We start from the raw sequence: 15,903 nt of genomic DNA, 5'->3' as shown, positions 1-15,903 counted from the left end.
GTGGGGCCCGCACCCGCGGGAGCGGCGGCGTCCCGGCCGCCACTCCCACGCGTCGCTCTTTCCCGTCGTCCTCCCTGTTCTGCCCGCACGGCCGTGCTCCCAACATGGCCCGCACGCACGTTTCCCCTGGAGGGGGGCTGTCGTTGGGCCGAGCGTGAATCGTGTATGGAAGCGGGCGGGGTACGCCCTCGCGGTGGCGGGACTGATGGCGGGCCTCGTGGGCTGCACAGGAACGGACGGCCAGGGGGGCATCGACATCTCCCTGCCGGGCAAGGCGCGGGCCCCCGGGGACGTCATCCGGGTGAATCCGGAGGACGGCAGCCGGGGGGTGCCTGCCGAGGGACCCGTCGAGGTACGGGTGGACAGCGGGCGGCTCGAACGGGTGACGGTCGTCCAGGTCGAGGACGCCCAGCGGACCCGGGTCGCCGGCGAGATCTCCGCCGACGGGCTGCGCTGGCGGCCCCGGGCCGACGCCCGGCTGGCGCTGGCCGCCAAGTACAGCGTGGACGCCGTCGCGCTCGACGCGCACGGCCGCCGCTCGGCCCGGCACACCACCTTCACGACGGTGGTGCCGGAGAGCCGGTTCATCGGCTACTTCAAGCCGGAGAACCGTTCCACTGTCGGCACCGGCATGATCGTCTCCTTCTCCTTCAACCGGCCCATCGAGAACCGGGACGCCGTCGAGCGCGCCGTCCGGATCACCTCGGACCCGCCGGTCGAGGTCGTCGGCCACTGGTTCGGCAAGGAGCGGCTCGACTTCCGCCCCGCCGCGTACTGGCAGCCCGGGACGAAGGTCACCGTCGAGCTCGCGCTCCGCGACGTCGAGGGGGCGCCCGGGGTGTACGGCATCCAGCGCAAGAAGGTCGGCTTCACCGTCGGCCGCTCCCAGGTCTCCCTGGTCGACGCCGCCGCGCACACCATGGAGGTCCGCAGGAACGGCGAGGTCCTGACCACCGTGCCGATCACCGCGGGCGCGCCGAAGACCACCACGTACAACGGGAAGATGGTCGTCACGGAGCTGTACGACGTGACGCGGATGGACGGGCGGACGGTCGGCTTCGGCGGCGAGTACGACATCAAGGACGTCCCGCACGCGATGCGGCTCACCGAGTCGGGGACCTTCCTGCACGGCAACTACTGGGCCTCGCCCGGTACGTTCGGCACCGCGAACGTCAGCCACGGCTGTGTGGGGCTGCGGGACGAGAAGGGCGGCAGCGCGGACTCCCCGGCGGGCTGGTTCTTCGACCGGACGCTCATCGGCGACGTGGTGGAGGTCGTCAACTCGCGTGACCGGAAGGTCGCTCCCGACAACGGGCTCGGTGGATGGAACATGGACTGGGTCCAGTGGAAGGCCGGTTCGGCGCTGCGCTGAGCCTCTCGGGTCCCTCGCGGGTCCCTCGCGGGTCCCTCTCGCGTCCCCCCTTGCGTCCCTTTCGTCACCAGGTCATCGCCCTTTCGCCCTAGCACGTCGATCGGGACGGAACGGTGACATTCGCGAGGATCTTTCGTGTCCTGCGGTGTGATTATCTAGCGCCGTGTGCGCGAGTGGATGCGCACGGGGGTGGGGCCGTGGCGTTGCCAGGCCGCGTGAGGGGAGACGACCACAGTGAACGGGCAGCCGATATCGGGGGCATCGGTAGGAGCGAACGGCCGGCGCGGCCGACGACGCGGGGGCGTCCGTCTGCAGGCGCTGGCCGCGGGGGCGCTGCTCATCGTCCTCACCGCCTGCGGCGGCGGCGAGACCGCCACCGGCGGCGGCAAGGGGGGCCAGGACCCGGCGTCGCAGGGGAGCGGCAAGCCGGAGAACGCCGCCTCCCAGGCGGTCGTGACGATCCTTCCGAAGGACGGCGCCGACTCGGTCGCCACCAGCGGGGCCCTCAAGGTCACCGCGGCGCAGGGCAAGCTGACCACGGTCACGGTCGCCGACTCCAAGGGTGCCGCGGTCGAGGGCAAGATCGCGGCGGACGGGGCCAGCTGGGCGCCCAGCGCCCACCTTTCGGCGGGGACGCAGTACAAGGTCCACGCGATCGCGAAGGACGCCGAGGGCCGTGAGTCGGCGAAGGACACCACCTTCACCACCCTGGTCCCGAAGAACACCTTCATCGGCCACTACACGCCGGAGGACGGTTCGACCGTCGGCGTCGGCATGCCGGTCTCCGTCAACTTCACCCGGGGCATCACCGACCCGGAGGCCGTCGAGAAGGCCATCAAGGTGACGGCCGAGCCGGCCGTGGAGATCGAGGGGCACTGGTTCGGCAACGACCGCCTCGACTTCCGCCCGGAGGAGTACTGGGCCGCGGGCACCAAGGTCACCGTCGACCTCAACCTGGACGGCGTCGAGGGACGCCCGGGCGTCTACGGCAAGCAGAAGAAGACCATCACCTTCACCATCGGCCGTCGCCAGGTCTCCACCGTCGACGCGAGTGCCAAGACGATGAAGATCGAGCGGGACGGCGCGATCATCAAGACGCTGCCGATCACCGCGGGCGCCCCGTCGACGACCACGTACAACGGCCAGATGGTCATCAGCGAGAAGTACAAGGTGACCCGCATGAACGGGGCCACGGTCGGCTTCGGCGGCGAGTACGACATCAAGGACGTCCCGCACGCGATGCGGCTCTCCACCTCGGGCACCTTCGTGCACGGCAACTACTGGGCCCCGAAGAGCACCTTCGGTTCCTCCAACGTCAGCCACGGCTGCGTCGGTCTGTCGGACACGCGCGGCGCGGGCGACAGTTCGACCCCCGCGGCCTGGTTCTTCGACCGTTCGATCATCGGTGACGTGATCGTCGTGAAGAACTCCAAGGACAAGCAGATCCAGCCGGAGAACGGCCTCAACGGCTGGAACATGCCGTGGTCGGAGTGGACCGCTTAAGACACTCCCGAGGGGCCCGGTGCTGTGAGCAACAGCACCGGGCCCCTCGGCGTTAACGCGGACTAACCTTCCTCCCATGACTGTGAACCTCGAAGTCGCCGATGGTGTCGGCACGATCCGCCTCGACCGCCCCCCGATGAACGCCCTCGACATCGCCGTCCAGGACCGGCTGCGCGAGCTGGCCCAGGAGGCGACCGACCGCGACGACGTGCGGGCCGTGATCCTCTACGGCGGCGAGAAGGTGTTCGCGGCCGGCGCGGACATCAAGGAGATGCAGGTCATGGACCACGTGGCCATGGTCAAGCGCTCGCGCGCCCTCCAGGACTCCTTCACGGCGATCGCCCGCATCCCCAAGCCCGTCGTCGCCGCGATCACCGGCTACGCCCTCGGGGGCGGCTGCGAGCTCGCGCTCTGCGCCGACTACCGGATCGCCGCCGACAACGCGAAGCTGGGCCAGCCCGAGATCCTGCTCGGTCTGATCCCCGGCGCCGGCGGCACCCAGCGGCTCTCCCGGCTGATCGGCCCCTCCCGCGCCAAGGACCTCATCTTCACCGGCCGCATGGTGAAGGCGGACGAGGCCCTCACCCTCGGCCTGGTCGACCGGGTCGTCCCGGCCGCCGAGGTGTACGAGCAGGCGCACGCCTGGGCCGCGAAGCTGGCGCAGGGTCCGGCGGTCGCCCTGCGGGCCGCGAAGGAGGCGGTCGACCAGGGTCTGGAGGCCGACATCGACACCGGTCTCGCCATCGAACGCACCTGGTTCGCGGGGCTGTTCGCGACCGCGGACCGCGAGACCGGGATGCGCAGCTTCGTCGAGGAGGGCCCGGGCAAGGCGAAGTTCGCCTAAGCCAGGCCCTGACCGTCTCCGCGGGGGCCGATTCCGCCGGAACGGCCCCCGCGGAGGGCTCCGTGCGGCCATGATGGGGGCATGGCGGGCCTGGAGGGTACGGAGCAACCGTGGCAGCGCGGCAGCGCCGCCGCCGCACGGTGGTCACCGGCCGTGGACGACGAACAGGGCGCCGGCGTACTGGAGTTGTACGGCAACCCGGCCGAGGAGGACGTGACGCTGCCGTCCCGGCCCGAGTCCGCATGGGTGGCCCGCCGGCTCACCCAGGGCGTGGTCCTGCGCCAGTGGGGGCTCGGCCCGCAGATCGCCGAGCACGCGGTGCTGCTCGTCTCGGAACTCGTCGGCAACGCCGTCCGGCACACCGGCGCCCGGTCCTTCGCGCTACGGCTGCACCGGCGGCGCGGCTGGATCCGGATCGAGGTCCGCGACCCCTCGCGCGGGCTGCCCTGCCTGATGCCCGTGAGCGAGCTCGACACGAGCGGCCGGGGGCTCTTCCTCGTCGACAAGCTCTCCGACCGCTGGGGCGTGGACCTCGCGCCGCGCGGCAAGACGACCTGGTTCGAGATGCGGGTCGCCGACCGCGCCTGACGCACGAAAGCCCCCGTCCGCCATAGTAGGGCGCCTGGGGGCTCTCGTGTGGTGCGCCGTGGACGGGGGGGGTGTATCCACGGCTGCTATGTCGACCTGGCCCGGGTCAATGGGGGTCGTGTCTCCGACTATGGCAGACAGACAGCCTTGCCGCCAAAAGTCCCTACCGGTACAGAAACGGGCAAATGGGGATCGATCGTCTATGAATCATTGGTGACTTGCGGCACTCGCCTTGCAAACATTGAATGACTATGCGGTTCATCGCTTGTTTCCCCGGCTCGTCCGCATAGTGGACACCCAGGAGTGGCCCGCAAACGTCCTGAATCGGCCTAATCATCACGATTCGGTCGACATCCTTCTTTACTGGTCGCGTGAAGCCCACCGACCGCCGCGGTGCCCTCCGGGCGGGCGCGACCGCCGCCCTCGCGGGAGCCCTCGCCACCGCCTGCGGTACGGAGCCCCGCCCCGACCCCGCCTCCCGCAGCCCCGGGGCCACGCCCGGAGCCACGCCCGGAGCCGAGCCCGGAACCGCGCCCGCCGCCGCCCCCGCCCCGCACCGCTTTCCCGGCCTCCCCGCCGAGATCGACCACGGCCCCCGCGACCGGCCCCGGGTCGCCCTCACCTTCCACGGCCAGGGCGACCCCGCCCTCGCCCGCACCCTCCTCGACCAGGCGGAGCAGGCCGGCGCCCGCGTCACCGTCCTCGCCGTCGGCAGCTGGCTCGACGAACACCCCGGCATGGCCCGCCGCATCCTCGACGGCGGACACGACCTCGGCAACCACACCCAGCACCACACCGACATCAACGCCATGACCGAGACCGAGGCCCACGCCGAGATCGAGGCCTGCGCCACCCGCCTGCGCCGCCTCACCGGCTCCGTCGGCACCTGGTTCCGGCCCTCCAGGACCCGGCAGGCCACCCCCGCCGTCCTGCGCGCCGCCCACCGCGCCGGATACCCGCACACCCTCTCGTACGACGTCGACTCCCTCGACTTCACCTCACCCGGCGCCGCCGCGATCGTCCGCAACGTCACCGACCCCGTCCGGCCCGGATCCGTCGTCAGCCTGCACTTCGGCTACCCGGACACCGCCGCCGCGCTGCCCTTCCTCCTCGCCGACCTCGACCGCCGCGGACTGCGCGCGGTCACCACCACGGAGCTGCTGACCTGATGGCACACCTCACCGGGCGAAGCGGAGCCCTCCTCGCCGCGGCCCTGCTCGTCACCCTCGCGGGCTGCGGCGGCGCGAACCAGCCCGAGAAGGGCACTGCCGGGGTCAAGAAGGCCGCCGCGCCCGCCGTACCCAAGCCGGCCGCGGCGCCCGCCGGGCTCCCCGGCATGCCGCCGCTCCTCGACCCGAACGACGTCTACGCCGCCGACCGGCCGAACAAGCTCTCCCCGGTGGTCAAGGACTTCCCCTCCCGGGTCTACGTCCCCAACACCAACTCCAACACCGTCTCGGTCATCGACCCCGCGACCTACCGGGTCGTCGAGACGATCCCGGTCGGCATCCAGCCCCAGCACGTCGTGCCCTCCTGGGACATGAAGACCCTCTGGGTCAACAACAACCGGGGCCACACCCTCACCCCCATCGACCCCGCCACCGGAGTCGCGGGCAAGCCGGTCGAGGTCCACGACCCGTACAACCTCTACTTCACGCCCAACGGCAAGTACGCCATCGTGATGGCCTCGCTCGACCGCGAACTCGTCTTCCGCGACCCGCACACCATGGAACGGAAGAAGACCGTCCCGGTGAGCTGCTACGGCGTCAACCACGCCGACTTCTCCGCCGACGGACGGTACTTCGTCGTCTCCTGCGAGTTCTCCGGCGAACTCCTCAAGGTCGACACGGAGAAGATGGAGGTGATCGGCCAGCAGAAACTGCCCTTCGAGGGCGCCATGCCCCAGGACGTGAAGATCTCCCCGGACGGGAAGACCTTCTACGTCGCCGACATGATGGCCCACGGCATGTGGGTCCTCGACGGCGAGAAGTTCACCACCCCGACCCTGCTGGCCACCGGCAAGGGCGCCCACGGCCTCTACGTCAGCCGGGACTCGCGCGAGATGTACGTCCCCAACCGCGGCGAGGGCTCGGTCTCCGTCTTCGACTTCGGCAAGAACAAGCTCACCAAGAAGTGGTGGCTCCCGGACGGCGGCTCCCCCGACATGGGCGGCGTCTCCGCCGACGGCAAGGTGCTGTGGCTGTCGGGCCGCTACGACTCCGAGGTCTACGCGATCGACACCACGAGCGGCAAGCAGCTCGCCCGCATCCCCGTGGGCGGCGGCCCCCACGGCCTCGCGGTCTACCCCCAGCCCGGCCGCTACTCCCTCGGCCACACGGGCATCTTCCGCTAGGCGTCCCCGCCGTCGTACCGCCCTCATCCGGCAGCGGCGGGCCCGCTAATCTGACCACCGTCAGATAAGCACCGAGAAGGGGCGGAAGCAGTGGCGGACATCGAGTCGGCACGCACGGCATTCAACAAGTTCGACGCGGACGGGGACGGCTTCATCACCGCCGCGGAGTACAAGAGCCTCATGGCGCAGTTCGGCGACTTCAACGTCACCGAGACGGTCGCCGAGGTGCTCATCAAGCAGCGTGACAGCAACGGCGACGGCGTCCTGTCCTGGGACGAGTTCTGGGCCCACTACAGCAAGGCCTGATCCGCCCGCCCGGGCGGGCGGCGCAACGCTGAGTTGCCGCCCGTCCGGGGCTCGGTGACGATCGTCCGGTGACGCTTCCCGGACCCTTCGGCACCCCGAGCCGTCCTACGGCGGCGGTCCTCGCCGCGGTCGCCGCCATCGCCGTCATCGGCCTCGCCCTGCTGGGGGCCGGCCTCGCCCAGACGGGCACCGGCGAGCTCCGGATACCCGCCGCCGGCACCACCGCGCTCCTGCGCTTCCTCGTCCTCACGGGCCTCGCCGTCCACGTCGGCGAATTTGTTGGACGCCGCCTCGCCGGGGACGGGCCCCGGCCCCGCGCCCTGTCCGTGCCCGCCGCCCTGCTCGCCGCGGCCGCCTCCGCCGGACTCCTGCTGCTCCTCGCCGTCGTCAGCGGGCTGAGCCTGCCCGTCGTCTACGGGCTGCGCGAGGGCCGCCTGCTGCTCGTCACCGCCAACGCCTTCGCCCTGGCCGCCGTGTGCGCCGCCTCCCGCCGCCCGGGCCTCGCCGCCGCCCCGCTCGCCGTCGCGGTCGTGACCGAGGCGGTGCGGGCCCACACCGAGACGTACACCCCGCTCGTGGGCATCGGACTCACCGTCGTCCACCTCACGGGCGCCTCACTGTGGCTCGGCACGCTCCTGTACGTGCTGCGCACCATGCGGCTGCGGCGCGGCGGCCGCGAGGTCCTCGTCCGCTACGCCCGGATGGCCGCCTGCGTCTACGCGGCCCTCGTCGTCACCGGCACGGCCTCCACCCTTCGGAGGCTGCCGTCGGACGCCGTCCTGACCACGGCCTACGGCCGGATCCTGCTGGTCAAGCTGCTGCTGTTCGGCGGGGTGAGCCTGCTGGCCGTGGCGGCCAGGAGCCGGATGCTGTCCGGCGGCGACGCCGAGGCCCCGGCGCGGATCGAAGTGGCCGCGCTCGGGGTGATCGTCGTCGTCTCGGCACTCCTCACGGTCGTGCCCGACCCGCACTGGATCGCGCCCTGAACCCGAGAAAGCCGCTCAGCCCTTCAGGGCCACGTGGAAGGACGAGGCCCACAGCACGACCGCCGCGCCCAGGCCCACCACCGCGCGGATCGTCTCCGCCGAGGAGCCGGCCGCGAGGACAGCGAGACCCACCAGGGCGACCGCCGTCAGGGCGACCGCCGTCCCCGTGTACTGCCGCTGGTCGAAGAGGCGCGCCAGGGGGAAGAAGTGCAGTCCGACGACGAGACCGATCCCGACCGGGATGAACTCCGGGTGGCCCGAGGCGTTCGACGCGGCGATCACTGCGAAGATCGCCACGAGCTCGGCGGCGTTGACCAGGCCGACCCCGCGGTTCCACTTCTCCGGCAGCCGGACCGGGCGGTTCACCGGGCCCCTGGTGCCCCGGAAGGCGATCACGACCGCGCCGGCGGTCACGACGGCCGCGACCACGCCGACGGCGACCGACGCCGGAGCCGCCGCGATCCCGGAACCTCCCGCGAAGGCCCAGACGAGGCCGAACACGGCGAGGACGATCGCGCCGCGGCGCCTCAGGCTGCGGGTGAGGGCAAGACATTCCGCGTCGGCGGTCTCCGTCTGAGTCTGCGTCGTCATGACGCGGACACTACAGCGACGGCCCGGCGGAGGTGCCTCTTCCGGAGCACCGGCGCCAGGCCGTGCGGTGAAACGGTTCAGCACTCGATGATGTTCACCGCGAGACCGCCGCGCGCGGTCTCCTTGTACTTGACGCTCATGTCCGCGCCCGTCTCCTTCATGGTCTTGATGACCTTGTCGAGGGAGACCAGGTGGCTGCCGTCGCCGCGCATCGCCATCTTCGCGGCCGTGACCGCCTTGACCGCCGCCATGCCGTTCCGCTCGATGCACGGGATCTGCACGAGGCCGCCGACCGGGTCGCAGGTCAGGCCCAGGTTGTGCTCCATGCCGATCTCGGCCGCGTTCTCCACCTGCTCGGGGGTGCCGCCGAGGACCTCGGCGAGCGCGCCGGCCGCCATCGAGCAGGCCGAGCCGACCTCGCCCTGGCAGCCGACCTCGGCGCCGGAGATGGAGGCGTTCTCCTTGAAGAGCATGCCGACCGCGCCGGCCGCCAGCATGAAGCGGACGATGCCGTCCTCATCCGCGCCGGGCACGAAGTTCATGTAGTAGTGCAGGACCGCCGGGATGATGCCGGCCGCGCCGTTCGTCGGGGCGGTGACCACCCGGCCGCCCGCCGCGTTCTCCTCGTTCACGGCCATCGCGTAGAGGGTGATCCACTCCATCGCGAGTGCCGCGGGGTCGCCCTCGGAGCGCAGCTTGCGGGCCGTGTTCGCGGCGCGGCGGCGCACCTTCAGGCCGCCGGGCAGGATGCCCTCGCGGGACATGCCGCGCGAGACGCAGGCCTGCATGACCCGCCAGATCTCCAGGAGACCCGCGCGGATCTCCTCCTCGGTGCGCCAGGCCTTCTCGTTCTCCAGCATCATCGAGGAGATCGAGAGGCCGGTCTCCTTGGCGAGCCGCAGCAGTTCGTCACCGGTGCGGAAGGGGTACTTCAGGACGGTGTCGTCGGGGACGATCGGGTTCTCGCCCGCGACGGCGTCCTCGTCGACGACGAAGCCGCCGCCGACCGAGTAGTACGTCTTCTCCAGGACCAGCGCGCCCTCGGCGTCGTACGCGAAGATCGTCATCCCGTTGGCGTGGTACGGGAGCGCCTTGCGGCGGTGCAGGATCAGGTCGGCGTCGAAGTCGAAGGGGATCTCGTGCGCGCCGAGGAGGTTGATCCGGCCGCTCGACTTGATCCGCTCGACCTCGTCGTCCGCGGTCTCGACGTTCACCGTGCGGGGCGAGCTGCCCTCCAGGCCGAGGAGCACCGCCTTGGGGGTGCCGTGGCCGTGGCCGGTCGCGCCCAGCGAGCCGTACAGCTCCGCGCGTATGGCCGCGGTGTGGGCGAGCAGGCCCTCGTTCTTGAGCCGGCGGGCGAACATCCGGGCCGCGCGCATCGGGCCCACCGTGTGGGAGCTCGACGGGCCGATACCGATCGAGAACAGGTCGAAGACCGAGATGGCCACGGAGGGACTCCTTGTGGGGGCTAGACGCCGTTGTCTGCCGGGGTGGTGCAGAACGGAGCAGGAAGATCGAAACGGGGCACGACACGGGGTGGGGCACCGCGCTCACCCTTCAGTGTGCGCGATGCCCCAAACGTTCGTACGAACAAAAGGGTACGAAATTACTTCAGGCCGGGGTACAGCGGGTGCTTGTCGGCCAGCGCGGTCACCCGGGCCTTGAGGGCCTCGGCCTTCTCGCCGTCGAAGCCCGGCTTCAGGGTCTCCGCGATGATGTCGGCGACCTCGGTGAAGTCCTCGGTCCCGAAGCCGCGGGTCGCGAGCGCCGGCGTGCCGATGCGCAGACCCGAGGTGACCATCGGCGGCCGCGGGTCGTTCGGAACGGCGTTCCGGTTGACCGTGATGCCGACCTCGTGGAGCCGGTCCTCGGCCTGCTGGCCGTCGAGCTCGGAGTTCCGCAGGTCGACCAGGACCAGGTGCACGTCCGTACCGCCGGACAGGACCGAGACACCGTGCGCGGTGACGTCGTCCTGGACCAGGCGCTCGGCGAGGATGCGGGCGCCGTCCAGGGTGCGCTGCTGGCGCTCCTTGAAGTCCTCCGAGGCCGCGACCTTGAAGGAGACGGCCTTGGCCGCGATCACGTGCTCCAGCGGGCCGCCCTGGAAGCCGGGGAAGACCGAGGAGTTCAGCTTCTTCGCGAACGCCTTCTTCGCGAGGATGATGCCGCCGCGGGGGCCGCCGAGCGTCTTGTGCGTGGTGGAGGTCACCACGTCCGCGTACGGGACCGGGTTCGGGTGCAGACCGGCCGCGACCAGGCCCGCGAAGTGGGCCATGTCGACCCACAGGAACGCCTCGACCTCGTCGGCGATCCGGCGGAACTCCGCGAAGTCCAGCTGACGCGGGTAGGCGGACCATCCCGCGATGATGACCTTGGGGCGGTGCTCCTTGGCGAGGCGCTCGACCTCGGCCATGTCGACCAGACCGGCCTCGTCCACGTGGTACGCGACCACGTTGAACTGCTTGCCGGAGAAGTTCAGGCGCATGCCGTGGGTGAGGTGGCCGCCGTGCGCCAGGTCCAGACCCAGGATCGTGTCGCCGGGCTGGGCGATCGCGAAGAGGGCGGCCTGGTTCGCGGAGGCGCCGGAGTGCGGCTGGACGTTGGCGTACTCGGCGCCGAACAGGTCCTTGACCCGGTCGATCGCGATCTGCTCGGCCACGTCGACGTGCTCGCAGCCGCCGTAGTAGCGGCGGCCCGGGTAGCCCTCGGCGTACTTGTTGGTGAGGACGGAGCCCTGGGCCTCCATGACCGCGACCGGAGCGAAGTTCTCCGAGGCGATCATCTCGAGGGTGGACTGCTGACGAAGGAGCTCGGCGTCGACGGCGGCGGCGACGTCGGGGTCCAGCTCGTGGAGGGGAGTGTTCAGAAGCGACATGAATCGATCCCTAGGGGTCTCGGGCCCGGTCTCAGCCGGCGGAGAACGCGGTGTACTCGTCGGCGGAGAGCAGCTCGTCCGGCTCGCCCGCGACACGTACCTTGAACAGCCAGCCACCCTCGAACGGAGCCGAGTTCACCAGCGACGGGTCGTCCACCACGTCCTGGTTCCTGGCGACGACCTCACCCGTGACGGGGGAGTACAGGTCGCTCACGGACTTCGTCGACTCCAGCTCGCCACAGGTCTCGCCCGCGGTGACGGTCGCGCCGACCTCGGGGAGGTCGGCGTAGACGACGTCACCGAGCGCGTTGGCCGCGAACTCCGTGATGCCGACCGTCGCGACGCCGTCCTCGGCGGCCGTCAGCCACTCGTGCTCCTTGGTGTAGCGCAGCTGCTGGGGGTTGCTCATGACCTGATTCTCCTGGATCGGGGGAGTACTGATGAACGTGGGTCTCGCGGGATGAGACCCGGGATGAGACGACTGCGTCACTTCTGGCGCTTGTAGAACGGCAGCGCCACGACCTCGTACGCCTCGTGGGTGCCGCGGATGTCCACACCTACACCCTCGGTGCCGGGCGTGGCGTGCGCCGCGTCCACGTAGGCGATCGCGATCGGCTTCCCGAGGGTCGGGGACGGGGCGCCCGAGGTCACCTCGCCGATCACCACGCCGTCCTTGACGACGGAGAACCCGGCGCGCGGGACCCGGCGGCCCTCGGCGACCAGGCCGACGAGCTTGCGCGGCGGGGCGGTCTCGGCGCGCTCGGCGGCCTTCTCGAGCGCCTCACGGCCGACGAAGCGGCCGTCGTTGGTCGTCTTCTCGAACTTGACGACCCGGCCGAGACCGGCGTCGAAGGGGGTGAGGGCGGTCGTCAGCTCGTGGCCGTACAGCGGCATGCCCGCCTCCAGGCGGAGCGTGTCGCGGCAGGACAGGCCGCAGGGGATGAGGCCGACCGGGGTACCCGCCTCGGTCAGCGCCTTCCACACGCCCTCGGCGTGCTCGGGCTTCAGGAACAGCTCGAAGCCGTCCTCGCCGGTGTAGCCGGTACGGGCGATCAGCGCGGGCACGCCGGCGACCGTGCCGGGCAGACCGGCGTAGTACTTCAGCCCGTCCAGGTCGGCGTCGGTGAGCGACTTCAGGATGCCGGGGGACTCCGGGCCCTGGACCGCGATCAGGGCGTACGCGTCACGGTCGTCGCGGACCTCGGCGTCGAAGCCGGCCGCGCGCTCGGTCAGCGCGTCCAGGACGATCTGCGCGTTCGAGGCGTTCGCGACGACCATGTACTCGGTCTCGCCGAGGCGGTAGACGATCAGGTCGTCGAGGATGCCGCCGTCCTCCTGGCAGATCATCGTGTAGCGGGCGCGGCCCACGCCCACCGTGGAGATGTTGCCGACGAGGGCGTGGTCGAGGAGCTCGACGGCCTGCGGCCCGGTGACGGTGATCTCGCCCATGTGGGAGAGGTCGAAGAGGCCCGCCTTGGTCCGGACGGCGATGTGCTCGTCCCGCTCGCTGGCGTAGCGCAGGGGCATGTCCCAGCCCGCGAAGTCGGTCATGGTCGCGCCCAGCGAACGATGCAGCGCATCGAGGGCGGTCAGACGGGGGGCAGTGCTCATGGGGTGGCTCCCGGATCCCAAGGGCGGTTCGGTGACGAAACACATGACGGGCGAGGACGTCCTCCCCATCTGTCATGGAACCTGAGAGGTTCACCGAGAGCATCTCGTCACACGAGAGGTCGGCTTGCACCTTGGGTGGGGACACGGCAGGGTGTCCCGCTTTTCAGATCTGCCTCATCCACGCGGTACGGGGCCTGAGAGATTCAAGGGAGGGTCTTGCTCCTTCGGCGTCCGGACGCCGAGGCGTTCCGGAACTCTCCCGCGCGGATTCGAGCGGCCGGTATGAGGTTGTATGGCGACTGAGCGCGCCTGGCGCGCACATCATTGCACGCGTGCTCCGCGCGGCACATCACTTGTATCTCATTACCGCTTCTTTACACTTTGTGGGCAAGGGTCTCCTGAGGCCCGGCAGGGGGAGCAACGATGAGGATTCAGCACACCGGCGCATACGGGACCAGTACCGGCATACCGTCCCAGCGTGCCCGGGCCCGGACCAGGGCCAGAACCGGCCGCCGAGGCCGGCTCCTGCGGGACCTGCGCGAGCGCGGCGGCCGGGGGCCCCGTGCCCTCACCTTCGCCGCCGGCGACCTCGTCGTCGTCTCCGGGCTGCCCGGCAGCGGCAAGTCCACCCTCATGAGACGCGCCGCCGAAGGCCGGGGCATCGACTCCCAGGACGTCCGCGAGCGCTGGGAGGCCCGCATGCCGCGCCTCCTGCCGTACGCGGTCTACCGCCCCCTGGTCCGGCTCGCGCACTACGCCGGACTGCGCCGCGCCCTGCGCTCCGGCGCGAGCGTCGTCGTGCACGACTGCGGCACCCAGTCCTGGGTGCGGCGCTGGCTCGCCCGCGAGGCGCGGCGCCGCGGCGGCGCCCTGCACCTGGTCCTGCTCGACGTCGGCCCGGACATCGCGCGCGACGGCCAGCGCGCCCGGGGCCGCGGTGTCTCCGCCTACGCCTTCGCCCGGCACCGGCGGGCCGTCGGCCGGCTCCTGCGGGCCGCCGAGTCCGGCGCCCTGCCGCACGGCTGCGCGTCCGCGACGCTCCTGGACCGGGACGCCGCGGACGCCCTGCGGAGGATCGGCTTCCGCGACGCGGCCTGAGGGCGCCCCCGACGCGGCCCGAGGGCCGTCCCTCTTGCTCGTACCCCCTGCTTTTGGCCACGGCGGCTCCGGGGCGGCGTTAGGGTGCTGCGGGGCGGCGCGGGAGGGTGCGCCCGCGCGAGAACAGGGGAAGTGGGACCGTGGACGTGACGTGGCCGGGCAATGAGCTCGAAGAGGTGCTGGCCGCCTCGCTCGGCAACCCCGGCGCAGGGGGCCGACTGGTCGAGGTGCTGGGCCGCAGCCCGGTCTGGATCCCGCTGCCCAACGGCGGCGGTCCCGACAGTCCCGACCTGGACCTCGCCACGATGGAGATCGACGGCGCGGCCTTCGTCCCCGTCTTCAGCTCCGAGCAGCAGTTCGTCGCCTGTGTCGGCACGCACATGTCCTACACCGTCGCCCCCGCCCGCGACTTCGCCCGCGGCCTGCCCCCGCAGCTGGGCATCGCCGTGAACCCCGGCGGCACCGTCGGCGTCCCGCTGCCCCCGCCCGCCGTGGCGGAACTCTGCCGGACCGGCCGCACCCCGCTCGACGGCCCGGCCACCGGCGGCCGCGTCCGGCTCTTCGAGCCCGACTGGCAGGACGACCCCGTCGACTTCCTCGCCGCCGCGTCCGCCGAGTTCGAGGCCACGGGCGTCGTCGCCACCGCCCGCCGCGCCCTCGCGAGCGTCGAGGGCACCGAACCCGCCCTCTTCATCGGCGTCCAGCTCGCCGCCTGGGACGGCGTCGACCGCAACGCCCCCCTGGACGCCCTCGGCCGCGCCCTCGGCCGCGTCGAGGTCGCCTGGCCGGTCAACCTCATCCTGCTCGACATGGCGCAGGACCCGGTCGGCGACTGGATGCTGGAGCGGGTACGCCCCTTCTACCAGCGCGCCGCCGGGTGAGCGGCACCCTGTTTAAGCTGAACTGAATCGGTAGCCGGACAGACGACGTCCGGGCGGACGTGGTGAACGGAAGAGGGGCGGGACCCAGGGTGAGCGCGTCAGGCACCGCTGCGACCGGTCAGGTCGAGCACATGCTGCGCCAGGTGGCACCCGGACGCTACGACGCGTACGAGCGGCTGCTGCACGCCCTGGCCGACGGCGAGGTCTGGATGCTGCTCTGGCAGGGTTCGGCCGGCTCGTCCGACGCCCAGTACGGGAACATGGAGGTCGACGGCTTCGGCTACGCGCCCTGCGTGACCTCCGCGCAGGAGCTCGCCGCCTCCGGCTGGAACCGCGCCCACGAGCTCGTCACCGGCCGTGAGATGGCCCGCGCCCTCTACCCCGACCGCTGGGGCATCTGGCTGAATCCGCACGCCCCCGGCGGCGGCGTCGGCATCCCGTGGGCCGACCTGCGCCGGATCGCCACCGGCCTCGACCGGATGCCCGCCGGGCCGCTGCGCGTCAGCGAGCCGGCACTGGAGATCCCGCAGTTCTACGCCCTGCTCACGCAGAACGCGCACCGCACGCCGGCCGTCCGGTCGCTGCGCCGCGGCTGGGTGCAGCCCGCGCTCGGCTCCCCGTACCTCGCCGTCGGACTCGACCTGTACGACACGTCCGCGGCCGCCGTCGACTCCGTCCGCGCGATGATGCGCCAGTCGATCTCCGCCGTGCCCGACGGGCTGCCCGTCTCGACGGTCGCGCTCTCCGACGCGTACGACCCGGTGGCCCTCTGGCTGAGTGCCAACGCGCGGCCCTTCTACGACCGGGAGGCGCACGCCGGACGCGGATCCGCCGCCGTGCCGGGATACGGCTACCCGCCGCCGGCCCAGTCCGGATACTGAGACGTCACTCTTTC

Annotated in this window: 16 protein-coding genes and 2 riboswitches; of the genes, 11 read left to right on the top strand and 5 right to left on the bottom strand. The window is 71.5% G+C overall.

What is annotated here, in order from left to right; translation table 11 throughout:
- Positions 1-154 precede the first annotated feature (154 nt).
- From OG357_RS11610 to OG357_RS11575, 8 genes are all read left to right on the top strand, one after another.
- Positions 155-1,372 carry a L,D-transpeptidase gene (locus OG357_RS11610; RefSeq protein ID WP_329621071.1) on the top strand — a complete coding sequence of 406 codons (1,218 nt, stop codon included), beginning with the start codon at positions 155-157 and terminating at the stop codon, positions 1,370-1,372.
- Positions 1,373-1,606: 234 nt separating this feature from the next.
- Positions 1,607-2,875, top strand: coding sequence for a L,D-transpeptidase (locus OG357_RS11605; protein ID WP_329621070.1), 1,269 nt, complete (start codon positions 1,607-1,609; stop codon positions 2,873-2,875).
- Between the two features lie 76 nt (positions 2,876-2,951).
- A complete protein-coding gene (locus tag OG357_RS11600) occupies positions 2,952-3,719 on the top strand; it encodes an enoyl-CoA hydratase/isomerase family protein (RefSeq protein WP_329621069.1) in 768 nt (255 codons plus the stop codon).
- Positions 3,720-3,800: 81 nt separating this feature from the next.
- A complete protein-coding gene (locus tag OG357_RS11595) occupies positions 3,801-4,307 on the top strand; it encodes an ATP-binding protein (protein WP_329621068.1) in 507 nt (168 codons plus the stop codon).
- Between the two features lie 371 nt (positions 4,308-4,678).
- Positions 4,679-5,476 carry a polysaccharide deacetylase family protein gene (locus tag OG357_RS11590; RefSeq protein WP_329621067.1) on the top strand — a complete coding sequence of 266 codons (798 nt, stop codon included), beginning with the start codon at positions 4,679-4,681 and terminating at the stop codon, positions 5,474-5,476.
- On the top strand, positions 5,476-6,660 hold the full coding sequence (locus OG357_RS11585; protein ID WP_329621066.1) for a YncE family protein: 1,185 nt from the start codon (positions 5,476-5,478) through the stop codon (positions 6,658-6,660). The genes OG357_RS11590 and OG357_RS11585 overlap by 1 nt, the downstream gene beginning before the upstream one ends.
- A gap of 90 nt (positions 6,661-6,750) precedes the next feature.
- Complete coding sequence (locus OG357_RS11580; RefSeq protein WP_329621065.1) at positions 6,751-6,966, top strand: EF-hand domain-containing protein; 216 nt, start codon at positions 6,751-6,753, stop codon at positions 6,964-6,966.
- 68 nt (positions 6,967-7,034) lie between these two features.
- On the top strand, positions 7,035-7,952 hold the full coding sequence (locus OG357_RS11575; RefSeq protein WP_329621064.1) for a CopD family protein: 918 nt from the start codon (positions 7,035-7,037) through the stop codon (positions 7,950-7,952).
- Positions 7,953-7,967: 15 nt separating this feature from the next.
- Here the strand turns inward: OG357_RS11575 and OG357_RS11570 are convergent, their stop codons facing one another.
- The 5 genes from OG357_RS11570 to gcvT all read right to left on the bottom strand — a co-directional run bounded on the left by OG357_RS11570 (position 7,968) and on the right by gcvT (position 13,029).
- Complete coding sequence (locus tag OG357_RS11570; RefSeq protein ID WP_329621063.1) at positions 7,968-8,543, bottom strand: DUF7010 family protein; 576 nt, start codon at positions 8,541-8,543, stop codon at positions 7,968-7,970.
- 77 nt (positions 8,544-8,620) lie between these two features.
- Positions 8,621-9,991, bottom strand: a complete 1,371-nt coding sequence (locus tag OG357_RS11565; RefSeq protein WP_329621062.1) for an L-serine ammonia-lyase — start codon at positions 9,989-9,991, stop codon at positions 8,621-8,623.
- Between the two features lie 158 nt (positions 9,992-10,149).
- On the bottom strand, positions 10,150-11,418 hold the full coding sequence (gene glyA, locus OG357_RS11560) for a serine hydroxymethyltransferase (protein ID WP_329621061.1): 1,269 nt from the start codon (positions 11,416-11,418) through the stop codon (positions 10,150-10,152).
- 31 nt (positions 11,419-11,449) lie between these two features.
- Positions 11,450-11,827, bottom strand: coding sequence for a glycine cleavage system protein GcvH (gcvH, locus tag OG357_RS11555; RefSeq protein ID WP_329621060.1), 378 nt, complete (start codon positions 11,825-11,827; stop codon positions 11,450-11,452).
- Positions 11,828-11,904: 77 nt separating this feature from the next.
- On the bottom strand, positions 11,905-13,029 hold the full coding sequence (gene gcvT / locus OG357_RS11550; protein ID WP_329621059.1) for a glycine cleavage system aminomethyltransferase GcvT: 1,125 nt from the start codon (positions 13,027-13,029) through the stop codon (positions 11,905-11,907).
- Between the two features lie 59 nt (positions 13,030-13,088).
- Positions 13,089-13,201: riboswitch (glycine riboswitch) on the bottom strand.
- Between the two features lies 1 nt (position 13,202).
- A riboswitch (glycine riboswitch) is annotated at positions 13,203-13,301 on the bottom strand.
- Positions 13,302-13,452: 151 nt separating this feature from the next.
- Between gcvT and OG357_RS11545 the strand changes: the two genes are divergently transcribed.
- From OG357_RS11545 to OG357_RS11535, 3 genes are all read left to right on the top strand, one after another.
- Positions 13,453-14,127 carry an AAA family ATPase gene (locus OG357_RS11545; protein WP_329621058.1) on the top strand — a complete coding sequence of 225 codons (675 nt, stop codon included), beginning with the start codon at positions 13,453-13,455 and terminating at the stop codon, positions 14,125-14,127.
- 140 nt (positions 14,128-14,267) lie between these two features.
- Complete coding sequence (locus tag OG357_RS11540) at positions 14,268-15,008, top strand: enhanced serine sensitivity protein SseB (RefSeq protein ID WP_329621057.1); 741 nt, start codon at positions 14,268-14,270, stop codon at positions 15,006-15,008.
- An 89-nt stretch (positions 15,009-15,097) separates the two neighbouring features.
- Complete coding sequence (locus OG357_RS11535; protein ID WP_329621056.1) at positions 15,098-15,889, top strand: enhanced serine sensitivity protein SseB C-terminal domain-containing protein; 792 nt, start codon at positions 15,098-15,100, stop codon at positions 15,887-15,889.
- Positions 15,890-15,903: the final 14 nt, after the last annotated feature.

The sequence above is a fragment of the Streptomyces sp. NBC_01255 genome, assembly GCF_036226445.1.
Classification (GTDB): domain Bacteria; phylum Actinomycetota; class Actinomycetes; order Streptomycetales; family Streptomycetaceae; genus Streptomyces.
This window is presented reverse-complemented; position numbering and strand designations above follow the sequence as displayed.

Excerpts from the sequence above, each read along its gene's own strand:
- OG357_RS11600 (WP_329621069.1), top strand. The coding sequence starts at position 2,952 with ATGACTGTGAACCTCGAAGTCGCCGATGGTGTCGGCACGATCCGCCTC.
- glyA (WP_329621061.1), bottom strand. The coding sequence starts at position 11,418 with ATGTCGCTTCTGAACACTCCCCTCCACGAGCTGGACCCCGACGTCGCC.
- OG357_RS11595 (WP_329621068.1), top strand. The coding sequence starts at position 3,801 with ATGGCGGGCCTGGAGGGTACGGAGCAACCGTGGCAGCGCGGCAGCGCC.
- OG357_RS11585 (WP_329621066.1), top strand. The coding sequence starts at position 5,476 with ATGGCACACCTCACCGGGCGAAGCGGAGCCCTCCTCGCCGCGGCCCTG.
- OG357_RS11570 (WP_329621063.1), bottom strand. The coding sequence starts at position 8,543 with ATGACGACGCAGACTCAGACGGAGACCGCCGACGCGGAATGTCTTGCC.
- OG357_RS11545 (WP_329621058.1), top strand. The coding sequence starts at position 13,453 with ATGAGGATTCAGCACACCGGCGCATACGGGACCAGTACCGGCATACCG.
- gcvT (WP_329621059.1), bottom strand. The coding sequence starts at position 13,029 with ATGAGCACTGCCCCCCGTCTGACCGCCCTCGATGCGCTGCATCGTTCG.
- gcvH (WP_329621060.1), bottom strand. The coding sequence starts at position 11,827 with ATGAGCAACCCCCAGCAGCTGCGCTACACCAAGGAGCACGAGTGGCTG.